Origin of the sequence: Streptomyces sp. NPDC088554, assembly GCF_044752945.1 — a bacterium.
GTDB lineage: Bacteria > Actinomycetota > Actinomycetes > Streptomycetales > Streptomycetaceae > Streptomyces.
On sequence record NZ_JBIVMF010000008.1, the window covers coordinates 80333 to 97756 of the forward strand.

General features: G+C 71.7%; 12 protein-coding genes. 7 read left to right on the plus strand and 5 right to left on the minus strand.

All coding sequences use genetic code 11. The annotated features are described in order from the left end of the window. Positions 1-81: 81 nt before the first annotated feature. Positions 82-2394, minus strand: a complete 2313-nt coding sequence (locus tag ACIP8W_RS11915; RefSeq protein ID WP_402202812.1) for an FdhF/YdeP family oxidoreductase — start codon at positions 2392-2394, stop codon at positions 82-84. 153 nt (positions 2395-2547) lie between these two features. Between ACIP8W_RS11915 and polA the strand changes: the two genes are divergently transcribed. Continuing rightward, complete coding sequence (gene polA, locus ACIP8W_RS11920) at positions 2548-5259, plus strand: DNA polymerase I (protein ID WP_402202814.1); 2712 nt, start codon at positions 2548-2550, stop codon at positions 5257-5259. 153 nt (positions 5260-5412) lie between these two features. Beyond that, positions 5413-7164, plus strand: coding sequence for a lytic transglycosylase domain-containing protein (locus ACIP8W_RS11925; RefSeq protein WP_402202816.1), 1752 nt, complete (start codon positions 5413-5415; stop codon positions 7162-7164). Positions 7165-7257: 93 nt separating this feature from the next. On the opposite strand, the gene hrpB is transcribed toward ACIP8W_RS11925, so the two are convergent. Both hrpB and ACIP8W_RS11935 read right to left on the minus strand, forming a co-directional pair. Continuing rightward, positions 7258-9774, minus strand: coding sequence for an ATP-dependent helicase HrpB (gene hrpB, locus ACIP8W_RS11930; RefSeq protein WP_401948838.1), 2517 nt, complete (start codon positions 9772-9774; stop codon positions 7258-7260). Between the two features lie 63 nt (positions 9775-9837). Continuing rightward, entirely contained in the window at positions 9838-10713 is an 876-nt protein-coding gene (locus ACIP8W_RS11935; protein ID WP_401948841.1) for a class I SAM-dependent methyltransferase, read from the minus strand. A 347-nt stretch (positions 10714-11060) separates the two neighbouring features. Between ACIP8W_RS11935 and rpsA the strand changes: the two genes are divergently transcribed. From rpsA to ACIP8W_RS11960, 5 genes are all read left to right on the plus strand, one after another. Next, positions 11061-12569, plus strand: coding sequence for a 30S ribosomal protein S1 (gene rpsA, locus ACIP8W_RS11940; protein WP_401948844.1), 1509 nt, complete (start codon positions 11061-11063; stop codon positions 12567-12569). Positions 12570-12837: 268 nt separating this feature from the next. Next, entirely contained in the window at positions 12838-14361 is a 1524-nt protein-coding gene (locus ACIP8W_RS11945; RefSeq protein WP_402202904.1) for a flavin monoamine oxidase family protein, read from the plus strand. An 88-nt stretch (positions 14362-14449) separates the two neighbouring features. Further along, the gene (locus ACIP8W_RS11950; RefSeq protein WP_401948847.1) at positions 14450-15394 is read left to right on the plus strand and encodes a PAC2 family protein; all 945 of its coding nucleotides are present in this window, start codon (positions 14450-14452) and stop codon (positions 15392-15394) included. Between the two features lie 49 nt (positions 15395-15443). After that, positions 15444-16049 carry a dephospho-CoA kinase gene (coaE, locus tag ACIP8W_RS11955; protein WP_401948849.1) on the plus strand — a complete coding sequence of 202 codons (606 nt, stop codon included), beginning with the start codon at positions 15444-15446 and terminating at the stop codon, positions 16047-16049. Between the two features lie 56 nt (positions 16050-16105). Continuing rightward, complete coding sequence (locus ACIP8W_RS11960) at positions 16106-16471, plus strand: tetratricopeptide repeat protein (RefSeq protein ID WP_401948852.1); 366 nt, start codon at positions 16106-16108, stop codon at positions 16469-16471. A 49-nt stretch (positions 16472-16520) separates the two neighbouring features. Here ACIP8W_RS11960 and ACIP8W_RS11965 read toward each other — a convergent pair whose 3' ends face one another. Continuing rightward, positions 16521-16886, minus strand: coding sequence for a DUF6343 family protein (locus ACIP8W_RS11965; protein ID WP_402202818.1), 366 nt, complete (start codon positions 16884-16886; stop codon positions 16521-16523). 74 nt (positions 16887-16960) lie between these two features. Next, positions 16961-17302, minus strand: a complete 342-nt coding sequence (locus ACIP8W_RS11970; protein ID WP_402202820.1) for a hypothetical protein — start codon at positions 17300-17302, stop codon at positions 16961-16963. Positions 17303-17424 lie beyond the last annotated feature (122 nt).

The window sequence follows — 17424 nt, forward strand, 5'->3', positions numbered from 1 at the left end:
CACCCTGCTTACCAGATGGGTGAGCGGACGCTTAGCGGCGCATGGTCACCCGGCCCCGCCCGCCCCCGCCGTCTCTCCCGACTACCCTGCTTCCTCCGCCTTCTCGAACCTGACCACGACGGACTTGCTCGTCGGCGTATTGCTCGTGTCCGCCGTGGCGTCCAGCGGCACCAGCACATTGGTCTCCGGGTAGTACGCGGCGGCGCAGCCGCGGGCGGTGGGGTAGTGGACCACCCGGAAACCGGGCGCGCGCCGCTCCACGCCGTCCTTCCACTCACTGACCAGATCGGTGTACGAGCCGTCCGCCAGGCCGAGTTCCACCGCGTCCTGGGGGTTGACGAGCACGACACGGCGGCCGCCCTTGATGCCCCGGTAACGGTCGTCGAGGCCGTAGATCGTGGTGTTGTACTGGTCGTGCGAGCGCAGGGTCTGGAGCAGCAGCCTGCCCTCGGGCAGTGCCGGGAACTCGACGGGCGCCGCGGTGAAGTTGGCCTTGCCCGTGGCGGTCGGGAAGCGGCGCTCGTCGCGCGGCGGATGCGGGAGCGAGAAGCCGCCGGGCCGCGCGACCCGGGCGTTGAAGTCCTCGAAGCCGGGGACCACCCGGGAGATCCGGTCGCGGATGCTCGCGTAGTCCTTCTCGAACTCCTCCCACGGCGTACGGGACCCGGGCCCCAGGGTGGCGCGGGCGAGCCGGGAGACGATGGCCGGCTCGGACAGCAGATGGGGACTGGCGGGCGGCAGATTGCCCCGGGAGGTGTGGACCATGCCCATGGAGTCCTCCACGGTGACGACCTGCCGGCCGCCCGCCTGGACGTCCTTGTCGGTACGGCCGAGGGTGGGCAGGATCAGCGCACGGGTGCCCGTCACGGCGTGCGAGCGGTTGAGCTTGGTGGAGACGTGCACCGTGAGCCGGGCGCGGCGCATCGCGGCCTCGGTGACCGCCGTGTCCGGGGTGGCGCCGACGAAGTTGCCGCCCATCGCGAAGAAGACCTTGGCCTTGCCGTCGCGCAGCGCCTCGATGGACCGGACGACGTCATAGCCGTGGTGGCGCGGCGAGGTGATGCCGAATTCCCGGTCGAGGGCGTCGAGGAAGGCGGGGGCCGGGCGCTCGAAGATGCCCATGGTGCGGTCGCCCTGCACATTGGAGTGGCCGCGCACCGGGCAGACCCCGGCGCCGGGGCGGCCGATGTTGCCGCGCAGCAGCAGGAAGTTGACGACCTCGCGGATGGTCGGCACGGAGTGCTTGTGCTGGGTCAGGCCCATCGCCCAGCAGACGATGGTGCGCTTCGAGGCGAGGACCAGGGACAGGGCCCGCTCGATCTCGGCGCGCTCCAGACCGGTGGCGGCGAGGGTCTCGTCCCAGTCCGCCGCGCGGGCGGCGGCGGTGAACTCCTCGTACCCATGGGTGTGTTCGGCGACGAAGGTCTCGTCGACGGCGCCGGGCGTCTCCACGATCAGCTTGTTCAGCAGCCGGAAGAGGGCCTGGTCGCCGCCGATGCGGATCTGGAGGAAGAGGTCGTTGAGCGCAGCGCCCTTGATCATGCCCTGCGGGGTCTGCGGATTCTTGAATCGCTCCAGCCCCGCCTCGGGCAGCGGATTCACCGAGATGATCTTCGCGCCCGCGGCCTTCGCCTTCTCCAGGGCGGAGAGCATCCGGGGGTGGTTGGTGCCCGGGTTCTGCCCGGCGACGATGATCAGATCGGCCTGGTGCATGTCCTCCAGGGAGACGCTGCCCTTGCCGATGCCGATGGTCTCCGAGAGCGCGGAGCCGGACGACTCGTGACACATGTTGGAGCAGTCCGGCAGATTGTTCGTACCGTACTCACGGGCGAAGAGCTGAAGCAGGAACGCGGCTTCGTTGCTGGTGCGGCCCGAGGTGTAGAAGAGGGCCTCGTCGGGGGAGTCGAGGGCGGTCAGCTCCTCCGCGATGATCGCGAAGGCGCGGTCCCAGCTCACCGGCGTGTAGTGGTCGGCACTCGCGCTGTCGGCGCCCTCGCCGTCGGCGGGCCGCTCCAGCAGCATCGGCTGGGTGATCCTGCCCTGCTGGCCCAGCCAGTACCCGCTGCGGGTGGCGAGGTCGGACACCGAGTGCTCGGCGAAGAACGCGGGGGTGACCCGGCGCAGCGTGGCCTCCTCGGCCACGGCCTTCGCGCCGTTCTCGCAGAACTCGGCCGTGTGCCGGTGGTCACCCTCGGGCCAGGCACAGCCGGGACAGTCGAAGCCGCCCTTCTGGTTGACCTTGAGCAGTGTCTGAGCGGTGCGCCGCACCCCCATCTGCTGCTGCGCGATCAGCAGGGTGTGTGCGATGGCGGGAAGGCCCGCGGCCGCGTGTTTGGGTGCTGTGACCTGCGGTGCGTCCTGGACCGGATCTCCTGCGGGCGGCTTGCTCGCCATCACGCTCTCCCTCGGGCCTGTGATTCGTTCGGAAACACGTCTCTCATTCGAATACACATCGATCCTTTCACGGGCCACTGACATGCGTCGGACGAGACCGGCCTCCGGATGGGCCGGTCGGGATTGTCGGTGGGGCGTGGCAGGATCGGGGGCGTGGTTGAGACAGCATCGAAGAACACCGCAGACAACCGTCCCCGCCTGCTCCTCATGGACGGGCACTCCCTGGCGTACCGGGCGTTCTTCGCGCTGCCCGCGGAGAATTTCACGACCGCCAACGGGCAGCCGACGAACGCCGTCTACGGCTTCACGTCGATGCTGGCGAACACATTGCGTGACGAGTCGCCCACGCACTTCGCCGTCGCCTTCGACGTGTCCCGCAAGACCTGGCGCTCCGAGGAGTTCCCGGAGTACAAGGCGAACCGCTCGAAGACCCCCGACGAGTTCAAGGGGCAGGTCGAGCTGATCGGCGAGGTGCTGGACGCGATGCGCGCGGACCGGTTCGCGATCGACGGCTTCGAGGCGGACGACGTCATCGCCACCCTCGCCACCCAGGCGGAGGCCGCGGGCTTCGAGGTGCTGATCGTCACCGGTGACCGGGACTCCTTCCAGCTGATCACCGAGCACACCACGGTGCTGTACCCGACCAAGGGCGTCTCCGAGCTGACGCGCTTCACCCCCGAGAAGGTCCAGGAGAAGTACGGGCTGACCCCGTCGCAGTACCCGGACTTCGCGGCCCTGCGCGGCGACCCGTCCGACAATCTCCCCGGCATCCCCGGGGTGGGGGAGAAGACCGCGGCGAAGTGGATCAACCAGTTCGGTTCGTTCGCCGAGCTGGTGGCGCGCGCCGACGAGGTCAAGGGCAAGGCCGGGCAGAACTTCCGGGACCATCTGGAATCGGTCACGCTCAACCGCAGGCTCACCGAGATGGTGCGCGACGTCGAGCTGCCCAAGGGCCCGCAGGACCTGGAGCGCGCTCCGTACGACCGCACGGCGCTCGCCGGTGTGCTGGACGTACTGGAGATCCGCAACCCCAGCCTGCGGGAGCGGCTGCTCGCGGTGGACCCCGGCGCGGCCGGGGACGAGGCCCCGGCGCCCGCCGCCGGGGTGGAGCTGGACGGCTCGGTCCTGGCCTCCGGAGAGCTGGCGCCCTGGCTCGCCGAGCACGGCGCGCAGCCGCTCGGCGTCGCCCTGGTGGACACCTGGTCGCTGGGGACGGGAAGCGTCAGCGAGGTCGCGCTCGCCGCGGCCGGCGGCGCCGCCGCCTGGTTCGACACCACACAGCTCGACGAGGCCGACGAGCGGGCGTTCACCGCCTGGCTCGCCGCCCCGGACCGCCCCAAGGTCATGCACAACGCGAAGGGCGCGATGCGCGTCGCCCCCGAGCAGGGCTGGCGGATCGCCGGGGTCACGATGGACACGGCCCTGGCCGCCTATCTGGTCAAGCCAGGCCGCCGCTCCTTCGCGCTGGACGCCCTGGCGGTCGAGTATCTGGGCCGCGAGCTGGCCCCCGCCTCGGCCGCCGACGGACAGCTCGCCTTCGGTACGGACGAGCAGGCCGAGGCCGAGGCGCTGATGACCCAGGCCCGCGCCGTCCTCGACCTGGGGGACGCGTTCACGGCCAGGCTCGCCGAGGTCGGCGCCACCGACCTGCTCCACGGGGTGGAGCTGCCGACCTCCGAGCTGCTGGCCCGGCTGGAGCGGCACGGCATCGCCGCCGACCGGGCGCATCTGGTCGCCCTGGAGGAGCAGTTCGCGGGCGCCGTCCAGCAGGCGGTCAAGGAGGCGCACGCCGCCGTCGGCCACGAGTTCAACCTCGGCTCGCCCAAGCAGCTCCAGGAAGTGCTCTTCAACGAGCTGGGCCTGCCCAAGACCAAGAAGACCAAGACCGGTTACACCACCGACGCCGACGCGCTGGCCTGGCTCGCGGGTCAGACGGAGCACGAGCTGCCCGTCATCATGCTGCGCCACCGCGAACAGGCCAAGCTCCGGGTCACCGTCGAGGGCCTGGTCAAGTCGATCGCGGCGGACGGCCGGATCCACACGACGTTCAACCAGACGGTGGCGGCGACCGGTCGGCTCTCGTCCACCGAACCCAATCTGCAGAACATCCCGGTCCGCACCGACGAGGGCCGGGCCATCCGCCGCGGCTTCGTCGTCGGCGAGGGCTACGAGTCGCTGATGACGGCCGACTACAGCCAGATCGAGCTGCGGGTGATGGCGCACCTCTCCGAGGACGCGGGGCTGATCGAGGCCTTCGCCTCCGGGGAGGACCTCCACACCACCGTCGCCTCCCAGGTGTTCGGCGTGGACAAGTCCGCCGTCGACCCCGAGATGCGCCGCAAGATCAAGGCGATGTCGTACGGACTGGCCTACGGGCTCTCGGCGTTCGGCCTCTCCCAGCAGCTGAACATCGACCCGGCCGAGGCGCGCGGGCTGATGGACACGTTCTTCGAGCGCTTCGGCGGCGTACGGGACTACCTCCAGCGCGCGGTGGTGGAGGCCAGGGCCACCGGGTACACCGAGACCATGCTCGGCCGCCGCCGCTATCTGCCCGATCTCAACAGCGACAACCGCCAGCGCCGTGAGATGGCCGAGCGCATGGCACTCAACGCGCCCATCCAGGGCACCGCCGCGGACATCGTCAAGGTCGCCATGCTGAACGTCGCCCGCGCGATGGCCGAGGCCGGTCTGACCTCCCGGATGCTGCTCCAGGTCCATGACGAAATCGTGCTGGAGATCGCCCCGGGCGAGCGCGAGCGGGTGGAGGAGCTGCTGCGCCGCGAGATGTCGGCCGCGGTCGAGCTGCGCGCGCCGCTGGACGTCTCGGTGGGCGTGGGCCCGGACTGGGAGTCGGCGGCACACTGACGCGGGACGGCGACCGGGCGACCCCCACGTGGCGAAGTGGTGAAAACGGGTTACCGGCCGGTGTGCCAGGAGCGGGAGTTGGCATAGGGTCGCCCAAGCGTTCGCGTGGGGAAGCGCGGACAGCCGTTGTGACAGGGGAGGGGCCAGATACATATGGCAGCGCTATTCGGCAGCCGACTGCGCAGAGGGGCGACCACCACCGCCGTGGCCGCGGTCGCCATCGCGGCGCTCTCCGCCTCCCAGCCGCCCGGCGCCCTTCCCACGGGCGCGGGCGGCGCGCAGGCGGCCGACGCCACCCCGCCCCCGGGCACCCCGGTTTCGGGCAACTCCTCGTACTACACGGAGCTTCCGCCGCTGACGACGCCCGACAAGCCGGGCACCTCGATAGACCTGCCGGCCACAGGGCCGGCGGAGGCGGGCATTCCGGCGACGGTGCTCGCCGCGTACAAGCAGGCGGAGCAGACCCTCGCGGAGTCCAAGCCCCACTGCAATCTGCCCTGGCAACTCCTCGCGGCGATCGGCAAGGTCGAGTCGGGCCAGGCGCGCGGCGGTCAGGTCGACGACAACGGTACGACCCTGGCCCCGATCCTCGGCCCGGTCCTCAACGGCGTCGGCTTCGCCAATATCTCCGACACCGACAAGGGCCAGTACGACGGCGACTCCACGCACGACCGCGCGGTCGGCCCGATGCAGTTCATCCCCTCCACCTGGGCCACCTGGGGCCAGGACGGGAACGGCGACGGCAAGAAGGACCCGAACAACATCCACGACGCGGCGCTGGCGGCCGCGTACTACCTCTGCAACGGGGACCGCGACCTGTCGGTCGAGGCGGACCTCCACAAGTCGATCCTCGGCTACAACCACTCGCGGGAGTATCTGAACACGGTCCTGACCTGGTTCGCGTACTACAAGAACGGCTCGCACGAGGTCCCGGACAGCACCGGCACGCTGCCCGTCTCCACCCGCCCGGTCACCCCCATCACCCCGGCCACCCCGAGCACCGGTGCCGGTGCGGCCCCGAGCGCCGGCACCACCACTCCGGGTGCCACCGTCCCCGGCCCGGCCGTGCCGGACACGGGCACCAGCCCCACGCCCACCACGCCCCCGAAGCCGGCCGAGCCCACCGAACCCGGTACCAGCCCCACGCCGCCCACCCCGCCCGCGCCGACCCCCACCCCGCCGGCGCCCGCGCCCACGCCGGTCGTCAAGCGGATCGAGAAGGCCGGACCGAAGACGCTCACCGCCGTGGCGGGCGGCGTCTTCGCCGACCGGCCCGCCGTCCGGGCCGTGGACGCGGTGGGCAAGCCCGTCGCCAAGGTGCCGGTGCGCTTCGAGATCGTCGGCGACACGGACGCCCGCTTCATGTCGGGCGCGTCCTCGACCTATGTCGCGACCGGTGCGGACGGCACGGCGAAGGCCCCGGCCCTCCGGGCGGGCGAGGTGACCGGCGAGTTCACGATCCGGGCCACCGTCGCCGTCAAGGGCGTCGCCGCCGTCGACCACACCGCCACGGTCACGGCCCGCCAGGCGGACGGACTCACGAGGATCACCGACCCCGGCACGGATCCGGACACGGACCCGGGGCCGACGGCCGAGCCCGGCGCGGAGTTCACCACCCCGGTCGAGATCAAGGCCACCTACAAGGGAGCGGCGGCCCCGGGCGTGGCGGTGACCGCCGCCATGATCACATCGGCCACCGACCCCACGACGCCCACCGCCGGGCCGTACTTCAAGGATGCCGAGGGCAATCCGCTCCGGACGCTCACGGAGCTGAAGACCGACGCCAAGGGCGTGCTCCTGCTGCCGGAGATCTACGCGGACGACACGGAGGGCACCTTCCTGCTCCGGCTGGAGACCACGGGCGGCGCGACGCTGACCGTGGAGCTGACGGTCGCCGCAGCCTGACCGTACGGTCGTATGAATGTCGTACGACACCGAAGCCGCCCCCGTGTCCGACCGGACCGGGGGCGGCTTCACGGTCCGTACAGCGGACGGCCGTCAGCGACGGCCGTCCGGGGCGCGGCTGTTCAGCCGGCGCGTCGCCACCGCCGTCGACGGGTCCTCCGGCCACGGATGGCGCGGATAGCGGCCCCGCAGCTCCGCCCGCACCGCCCGGTAGCCGTCCTGCCAGAAGGACGCCAGATCCGCCGTCACCGCGGCGGGCCGCCCGGCCGGGGAGAGCAGATGTACCAGCACCGGAACGCCCGCGACCCTCGGTGTCTCCCGCAGCCCGAACAACTCCTGGAGCTTCACGGCCAGTACGGGCTGCGGACCGCCGTATTCCACCCGCACCCGGGAGCCGCTGGGCACCTCGATCCGCTCCGGAGCCAGCTCGTCCAGCCGCGCCGCCTCACCCGTCGTCCAGGGCAGCAGCCGCCGCAGCGCCTGGCCCGCGTCCAGCCTGCCCAGATCGGCGCGCCGCCGCGCCCGGGACAGCTCGGGCTCCAGCCACGCGTCGGCCCGCTCCAGCAGCGCCGCGTCCGAGACATCCGGCCAGCCGCCGCCCAGCTCCCGGTGCAGGAAGCCGAGCCGCTCGCGCAGCCCCCGCGCCTCCCGGGTCCAGCGCAGCAGCTCCGGGCCCTCCCGGCGCAGCCCCTCCAGCAGCGCCGTACGCACCAGCCGCGGATCGGGTGAGGACAGCGCGCGTACGGACAGGTCGACCGCGCCGAGCCGCTCCACCCTTCTGGCGACGACATCGCCGTCCTCCCAGTGGACCTCCTCGCCCGCCACCCGCAGCCGCCCGGCGGCGGCCCGCGCCGTGTCCTCGTCGATCACCGCGGCCAGCCGTACCCGCGCGGACGCCGCCGTGGCGGGCCGGTCCGCGACCGCCACCGCCAGCCAGGTGGCGCCGCGCAGCCCGGAGCCCTCGGCCAGTTCGCCGCCGGTGCCCGACACCATCAGATACGCGCCCTCCCCGCGCGCCCTGGCCACCCGCTCGGGGAAGGCCAGCGCCGCCACCAGCCCGGCCACCGTGTCGTCGGCGGCGCCCGGGGCCGTACCGGAGGAGTCCGTTCCGGCCGCCGACGCCAGTCGGCGCGCCTCCTGCCGCCAGCGGGCCGCGTAGCCGTCGCCGCCCCGGCGCGCCGTACGCCAGGCCGCCGCCAGATCGTCCCCGTACGCCCTCGGAGGTTCCTCGCCGAGCAGCGCCACCACCTCCGCCGCCCGGCGCGTTCCCACCTGGCTCGCGCCATCGAGGAGCGCCCGCGCGAGCCGGGGGTGCAGCCCGACCCGGGCCATCCGGCCACCGCGCTCCGTCACCCGCCCGTCCCGGTCCACCGCGCCGATCGCGGACAGTACGGAGCGGGCCGCCGCCAGCGCCCCGGCCGGGGGCGGGTCCAGCAGCGCGAGGCCCGCCGCCGAGGGATCGCCCCAGCACGCGGCCTGGAGCGCGAACGCCGCGAGATCCGCGACCCTGATCTCGGGGGACGGGAAGCGGACCAGCCTGCCGTCCTCGGCCTGCGACCAGCAGCGGTAGACCGTCCCCGGGGCCTCGCGCCCGGCCCGCCCGGCCCGCTGCCGGGCCCCCGCCCGGGACACCCGTACCGTCGTGAGGGCGGACAGCCCGCGCGCGTGGTCGGTCCGGGGCTCCCGCGCGAGCCCCGCGTCCACGACGACCCGCACCCCCGGCACCGTCAGGCTCGACTCCGCCACCGCCGTCGCCAGCACCACCCGGCGCCCCGCGGACGAACCCGCGAGCACCGCGTCCTGCACCTCGGCGGGCGCCCGCCCGTGCACCTGGAGGATCTCGGCGCCGGCGTCGCCCAACTGGCCCGCCACCCGGCCGATCTCCCCGACCCCCGGCAGGAAACAGAGCACATCGCCGTCCCGCTCCGCCAGCGCCCGCCGGACGACCGACGCCACATGCGTCAGCAGCGCCGGATCGACCCGCATGCCGTGCGGCGGCCGTACGGCCTGGGCGGGCGGCGCCCACACCGTCTCCACCGGGTACGACACGCCGTGCGCCGTCACCACCGGAGCATCGCCCAGCAGCCGCGCCCAGCCCTCCGCGTCGGTGGTCGCGGACGCCGCCACGAGCCGCAGCTCGGGCCGGAGCGCCGCCCGTACGTCCAGCAGGAACGCGGCGACCGTGTCCGCGTCCAGATGGCGTTCGTGGCACTCGTCGAGGATCACCACATCGACCCCGGCCAGCTCCTGGTCGCGCTGGAGCCGCTGGAGCAGTACGCCGGTGGTCACCACCTCCACCACCGTCGCGCGCCCCACCACGCGCTCCCCGCGCACGGTGAAGCCGACGCGCTCCCCGACCCGCTCGCCGAGCAGCCAGGCCATCCGGCGGGCCGCCGCCCGCGCCGCGATCCGCCGGGGCTCGGCGACGACCACCCGCCGTACCGGAGCACCGTCCCCCACCAGCCCCGCCAGCACCAGCGGGACGAGCGTGGTCTTGCCCGTCCCCGGCGGCGCGCACAGCACCGCGCACCCGTGCTCTTCGAGGGCCCGCTCCAGCGCGGGCACGGCGGTATGTACGGGGAGGCTGCCGAGGATGTCGTCGCGGATCACCCGCCCAGTGTCGTCCCCCGGCAGCCCCCGCCGTACGCCGGTTCCCTGCAGCCGGCCCGTACCTCAGTCCCGTACGCAGACGAAGATCGCCGTCCCCGGGATCAGCCGGCCGCGCAGCGGGGACCAGCCGCCCCACTCCTGGGTGTTCCAGGCGGGCCACTCCGGCTCCACCAGGTCGACCAGCCGGAAGCCGCCCGCCACCACGTCCCGCACCCGGTCGCCGACCGTCCTGTGGTGCTCGACGTAGACGGCGCGCCCCTCCTCGTCCTGCTCCACATAAGGGGTGCGGTCGAAGTAGGAGGCCGCGGCCGTCAGCCCCTCGGGGCCCGGCTCGTCGGGGAACGCCCAGCGGACCGGGTGCGTGACGGAGAAGACCCAGCGGCCGCCGGGCCGCAGGACCCGCCGTACCTCGCGGAACACCTTCACCGGGTCGGCGACGAAGGGGATCGCGCCATAGGCGGAGCAGGCCAGGTCGAAGGAGCCGTCCGCGAAGGGCAGCGCCCCCGCGTCCGCCTGCACCAGCGGGAACGTCCGTGAGCTGTCCGCGCCGATGCGCAGCGCGTGCTGGAGCTGGCGGTGGGAGAGGTCGAGCGCCACCGGGCGCGCGCCCTGCGCCGCCAGCCAGCGCGAGCACTGGGCGGCGCCGGCCCCGATCTCCAGGACGTCGAGACCGCTCAGCGACTCCTGGGGTCCCAGTAGGGACGCCTCCACCTCGTCCAGGCCCTCGGGGCACCAGACGAAGCGGTCGTCGCCGAGGAAGGTGCCGTGCTCGATCTGGTACTCGTCGGCGTTCCGGTCCCACCAGCCCCGGTTGGCCCGGCTGCTCTCGGTGGCGCCGGAGTCGCGCCGCGTGGCCTCCGGCTCGGGCTCGGCTCCGGCTTGGGGTCCGTTTTGGGGACTGGTGACCGGTTCTTGGGCTGTCTGCTCTTGGATCATCATGTCCGTCGTCGTAGTCTGCGTAGTCCGCGAGGGGCTGTCTCGTACGGCCGCTGTGGCCTCACCAAACGCTTGTTGCGCCGGGTATGGGGGGTTCCGCCCCGGGTGTGCGCCTTCGCGCATTGACCGTGCCCGGCTGCCCCCGTATGCTAAAGGTTGCGCTGCGGGCTTGCGCGCCTCAGACGTAGCAGCCGCGCTCGCATCTGTATGCAGTTCCTCGGTTGTCGAGGCGCTTTCCCTGTTGTAGAGGGGCGGCGCTTCCTTGGCTGTCCGGCTTCTACAGGTGGCGATACGGGCTCCCGGCGTAGCAGTACCTACGACTCACTGTCCGCACCGGAGCCCTTTCCCACATGACGAGCAGCACCGAGACCACCGCCACCACTCCGCAGGTTGCGGTCAACGACATCGGTAACGAGGAAGCCTTCCTCGCCGCGATCGACGAGACGATCAAGTACTTCAACGACGGCGACATCGTGGATGGCGTCATCGTGAAGGTCGACCGGGACGAGGTCCTGCTCGACATCGGTTACAAGACCGAAGGCGTCATCCCGTCCCGCGAGCTTTCGATCAAGCACGACGTCGACCCCAATGAGGTCGTCAAGGTCGGCGACGAGATCGAAGCCCTTGTTCTCCAGAAGGAGGACAAGGAAGGCCGCCTGATCCTCTCGAAGAAGCGTGCCCAGTACGAGCGCGCCTGGGGCACCATCGAGAAGATCAAGGAAGAGGACGGCATCGTCACCGGCACCGTCATCGAGGTGGTCAAGGGTGGTCTCATCCTCGACATCGGCCTCCGTGGCTTCCTGCCGGCCTCGCTCGTCGAGATGCGCCGCGTCCGCGACCTCCAGCCCTACGTGGGCAAGGAGCTCGAAGCCAAGATCATCGAGCTGGACAAGAACCGCAACAACGTGGTCCTGTCCCGCCGTGCCTGGCTGGAGCAGACCCAGAGCGAGGTCCGCCAGACCTTCCTCACGACCCTGCAGAAGGGCCAGGTCCGCTCCGGCGTCGTTTCCTCGATCGTCAACTTCGGCGCGTTCGTGGACCTCGGCGGCGTCGACGGTCTCGTGCACGTCTCCGAGCTGTCCTGGAAGCACATCGACCACCCCTCCGAGGTTGTCGAGGTCGGTCAGGAAGTCACCGTCGAGGTCCTCGACGTCGACATGGACCGCGAGCGTGTCTCCCTGTCGCTCAAGGCGACGCAGGAAGACCCGTGGCAGCAGTTCGCCCGTACGCACCAGATCGGTCAGGTCGTCCCGGGTAAGGTCACGAAGCTCGTTCCGTTCGGTGCGTTCGTGCGCGTCGACGAGGGCATCGAGGGCCTGGTCCACATCTCCGAGCTGGCCGAGCGCCACGTGGAGATCCCGGAGCAGGTCGTCCAGGTCAACGACGAGATCTTCGTCAAGGTCATCGACATCGACCTGGAGCGTCGCCGCATCAGCCTCTCGCTGAAGCAGGCCAACGAGGCGTTCGGTGGTGACCCGGCCTCGGTCGAGTTCGACCCGACCCTCTACGGCATGGCCGCGTCCTACGACGACCAGGGCAACTACATCTACCCCGAGGGCTTCGACCCCGAGACCAACGACTGGCTCGAGGGCTTCGAGACCCAGCGCGAGGCGTGGGAGGGCCAGTACGCCGAGGCGCAGACGCGCTTCGAGCAGCACCAGGCCCAGGTCATCAAGTCCCGCGAGGCCGACGAGGCCGCTGCCGCCGAGGGTGCTGCCGCACCCGCCGCCGGTGGCAGTGCTCCCGCCGCCTCCGGTGGTGGCTCGTACTCCTCGGAGTCCGACGACAACTCCGGCGCCCTGGCGTCGGACGAGGCGCTGGCCGCTCTTCGCGAGAAGCTCGCCGGTGGTCAGAGCTGACGCTCCGACCTCCTGAGCGGTAGGTGAACCGCACGTAAGGCCCGTCCCCTCCGGGGGGCGGGCCTTACGCGTGTCCGGACCCGTGAGCGGAGAGCAACGAGCGGGACACGCCACTGGCTGACGGTCCGTAACATCCGGTTGCCACGATCCCGGCACAGCTGAAGACCGGAAGGGGTACCGGGATATGAGTCATGGCACCGACACCACCACGGGCACCAGTCGTCGCGACTTTCTGCGCCAGGTGGGCGCCAGCGGAGGAGCGGGCGCGATGCTCGCCACCATGGGCGCCCTGGGGCTCGCGCCCACCGCCGAGGCCGCGAGCCGCGAACCCGTCTTCCACGCGCCCCGCACGGGCGACTTCACCCTCGCCGGCCGGGGCGCGGCCAGGGTCGTCGTTGTCGGCGGTGGCATCGCCGGGCTCACCGTCGCGTACGAACTGGGCAAGGCGGGCTACGACTGTACGGTCCTGGAGGCCCGGGAACGTACGGGAGGGCGGAGCCTCACCGTCCGGGGCGGGGACTCGACCACCGATCTGTACGGCAACCGCCAGACGGCGCGCTTCAGCGACGGCCAGTATCTGAACGCGGGGCCCGCCCGGATACCGCAGTGGATGGTCACCATGGACTACTGCCGCGAACTGGGCGTCCCTCTGGAGGTGTTCACCAACGTCAACGCCAACGCGTACCTCTACAACGAGAAGGCGGGGATGACCGCCCCGGTGCGTTACCGCACCGCCAAGGCCGATGTATACGGCTATGTCGCGGAGTTGCTCGCCAAGGCTACCGGAGCGGGATCGCTCGACGCCGATCTCACCGCGGACGACCGGGAGCGGCTCCTCGAATTCCTCAAGAGTTTCGGGGACATCGGCGCCACCCTGTCGTACGACGGCAGCACGCGCCGCGGTTACCGCGTGGACCCGGGGGCGTCCGGCACCCCGGGGGCCGAACTGGGGCCCGTGCCCAGCGCGTCCGAGGTCTTCGCCAGCGGGGTGGGCCGCTACTTCTCCTTCGAGTTCGGCTACGAACAGGCGATGCTGATGTTCCAGCCGGTCGGCGGCATGGACCGGATTCCCGCCGCGCTGACCCGGGCGGTCGGCGGACACCGTATCCGTACCGGCGCGGTCGTCCAGCGGATCACCGACACGGCGCGCGGGGTGACGATCGCCTACACCCGGGGCGGCACGGTCCGCGCCATCGACGCGGACTACTGCGTCGCCGCCCTGCCGCCCAACATCCTCGCCAGGACCGGACACAACCTGGGCGCGGAGGTGCAGACGGCCCTGGAGGCATGCGCACCGTCCTCGGCGGGCAAGATCGGGCTCGAATACCGCAGCCGCTGGTGGGAGAGCGACCACCGGATCTATGGCGGCATCACCGAGACGGATCTCGACCTCGGCCATGTCTGGTACCCGTCGTACGGTCATCATGGCCGGCGTGGTGTGATCGTCGGCTACTACAACACGGGTGCGGCGTCCGACGCGTACGCCCGGCGCTCCCCGCGCGAGCGCGAGGAGCGGGCGGTGGCCCAGGGCGTGAAGATCCACGGCGCGAAGTACCGTGACGAACTGGCCGCTTCCTTCTCGCACCACTGGCGGCAAACCCCCTATCTGGAGGCATCCTGGCATTCCATGGCAGGCGGCCCCGACGCACCCGTCTTCGGCCCGCTCAACAGGCCCGCCGGACACGTCTACTTCGCCGGTGACCACCTGTCGTACGCCGACGCCTGGCAGCACGGGGCCTTCACCTCGGCGCGGAAGGTGGTCACCGCACTGCACACGCGGGTCCTCGCCTGACGTTCCGGCCCGCGCCGCCGTGGGGCACGGGGAATGCCCGCGCCCCGTGGTGTGTTCTTCGGTATGGACACGAGGAGGAGCGGTAATCGTGCTTGATCCGCAGGGTTTGTACGAGTGGGAGCCCAAGGGCCTCGCCGTTGTCGACATGGCACTGGCGCAGGAGTCGGCGGGCCTGGTCATGCTGTACCACTTCGACGGCTATATCGACGCGGGGGAGACCGGCGACCAGATCGTCGAGAACCTGCTGGAGTCGCTGCCCCACCAGGTGGTGGCCCGCTTCGACCACGACCGGCTGGTCGACTACCGCGCGCGGCGTCCGCTGCTGACCTTCCGGCGTGACCACTACAGCGCGTACGAGACACCGACGCTCGACGTCCGGCTCGTCCAGGACGCCACGGGCGCCCCGTTCCTGCTGCTGTCGGGCCCCGAGCCGGACGTGGAGTGGGAGCGCTTCGCCCTCGCCGTAGGGCAGATCGTGGACCGGCTCGGAGTGCGGCTGTCCGTCAACTTCCACGGCATCCCGATGGGCGTCCCGCACACTCGCCCCGTCGGCATCACCCCGCACGGCAACCGCACCGACCTCATGCCGGGCCACCGCAGCCCCTTCGACGAGGCGCAGGTGCCCGGCAGCGCCGAGGCGCTCGTCGAGTACCGGCTGATGGAGTCGGACCACGATGTCCTCGGTGTCGCCGCGCACGTCCCGCACTACGTCGCCCGCTCCTCGTACCCGGACGCGGCGCTGACCGCGCTGGAGGCGATCACGGCCGCGACCGGCCTGGTGCTGCCGAGCGTCGCGCACTCCCTCCGTACGGAGGCGCAGCGCACCCAGACCGAGATCGAGCGGCAGCTCGGCGAGGGCGACGAGGAACTGGTCACGATGGTGCGGGGACTTGAGCACCAGTACGACGCGATCGTGGGCGCCGAGACCCGGGGCAACCTGGTCGCGGAGCCCACGGAGCTGCCTTCGGCCGACGAGATCGGCCGTGAATTCGAGAAGTTCCTCGCCGAGCGGGAGGGCGAGAGCGGTCTGTAGTACCGCTTGTAGGGGTGGTGCGGCATGGGCACGGCCTTAGGCTGTGCCCATGCTGAGGTTGGGACTTACGGGCGGAATCGGTGCGGGGAAGAGCGAAGTCTCCCGTTTGCTGAGCGGCTATGGAGCCGTGCTGATCGACTCCGACCGGATCGCGCGGGAAGTGGTCGAGCCGGGTACCCCCGGACTGGCGGCCGTCGTCGCCGAGTTCGGCCCCGGGGTGCTGACCGGGGACGGCGCCCTCGACCGTCCGAAACTCGGCGGGATCGTCTTCGGCGCCCCCGACCGGCTGCGCGCGCTGAACGCGATCGTGCACCCGCTGGTACGGGCCCGCTCGGCCGAGCTGGAGGCGGGCGCGGGCCCGGACGCGATCGTGGTGCACGATGTGCCGCTGCTCGTCGAGAACGGCATGGCGGGCCTGTACGACCTGGTCGTCATCGTGGAAGCCGCGCTGGAGACCCGGCTCGACCGGCTCGTACGGCTGCGGGGCATGGCCGAGGACGAGGCGCGCCGGCGGATGGCGGCGCAGGCGACCACCGAGGAGCGCCGGGCCGTGGCGGATGTCGTCATCGACAATGACGGCCCGCTGGAGGAGCTGGAACCGCAGGTCCGCGCGGTCTGGCAGCGGATTGCCGAACAGGTGTCCGGGCAGGTGTGAGGAATAGCGAGGCTGGTTCCGGCGTTGAACGCGCGGAGTCAGGGAAGGATGCGACCGTGCAGGAGAGCCCCGAGACCCACGTCATCGACTTTCGCGCGGCCGAACAGCTGCTGGCCGCGCGGGATCCGCGCGGTGCCGTGAAGCTGCTCGACTCGGTGATCGCCGCCCACCCCGAGAACACCGCCGCACGGCTGCTGCGCGCCCGCGCGTTCTTCGCCGCGGCCCAGCTCCGCCCCGCCGAGCTGGAATTCGAACTGGTCCTGGAGCGCGAGCCGGACAACGCCTTCGCGCACTTCGCGCTGGCCCGCACCTTCGAGCGCTCGGGCCGGTCCGAGCAGGCAAAACGCCACTTCCGGCTGGCGGCGGCGCTGGATCCCAAGCCGGAGTATCTGAAGGCCGCGCGGTTCGACTCCTCGGAGTGAGCCGCGCCGGCCTGGTGGGCCGAGCGGGTGGGACGGGTGCGGGGCATGTTCAGTGGCGGCTGCCGCGCGCGCCCCGGTCCACACCGATCCCCCGCCGGTTGCTCCGCTGCCGGGCCAGATCGCGCTTGCGCTCCCGGCCCTGCTCCAGGAGTACGTTCGGACCGTGGCCCGGTGGGTACGGAGGGACGTCCCGGCCCGGCTGGAAGCGCGGCCCCTGCCGGATCCGGCGCCTGACCACGATCAGGTCGGCCAGGACGACCAGCAGGAGCAGACCGCAGGCCAGCGCCCACCCGGGATGCCCGGCCAGCGCGAACACCGCGGTGCCCCCGGCGGCCCAGAACAGACCCGACAGGCTCAGCCAGAACCGCATGCGCAGCGGGCTGCGTGCGGTGAGGGGCTCGTTTCCGGTGCGCATAACCCTTGTACCTCCCATCCGTTATGTACCCCCGGACGGGCTGTTCGAATACCGTTTCGCGTCGCGTCCACGGGTCAGTGCACCGTGGTGTAGCTGCGCCACGGCCCGGCGCCGGGGGCGATCACATCGGAGAGCGTGGTGCCGAGATAGGTGCTGTTCCGGCCGGTGCAGTCGTGTGTCGGATACAGCACGAGATCGACCGTGGTGCGGTTGGTGACCTTGACGGCCCCACCGGACGCCAGTCGGTGGCAGCCCTTGACCGAGGGGCTGGTCACCTGGATCTCCCGCTTCCCCCCGGTGTCGTACGCGATGGTGCCCACGGCCGTCCGGCCCAGGCCGGAACAGCCCGCGACGGCGAGAGCGAGGACGGCGGCCCCTGCGGCGGCGCCGAGGCGCCGGTGATCGGTCACGGACATGGGCGGGGTCCTCGTCTGTGCGGATGTACGGGCGGGTGGAATGCGCGGAAGGTGGGGAACCGGGCAGTGTCTGTGGCCACCCTGCCAGGTCCCCCGGGCGGCGGCACCCGGTGCGCGTCCGG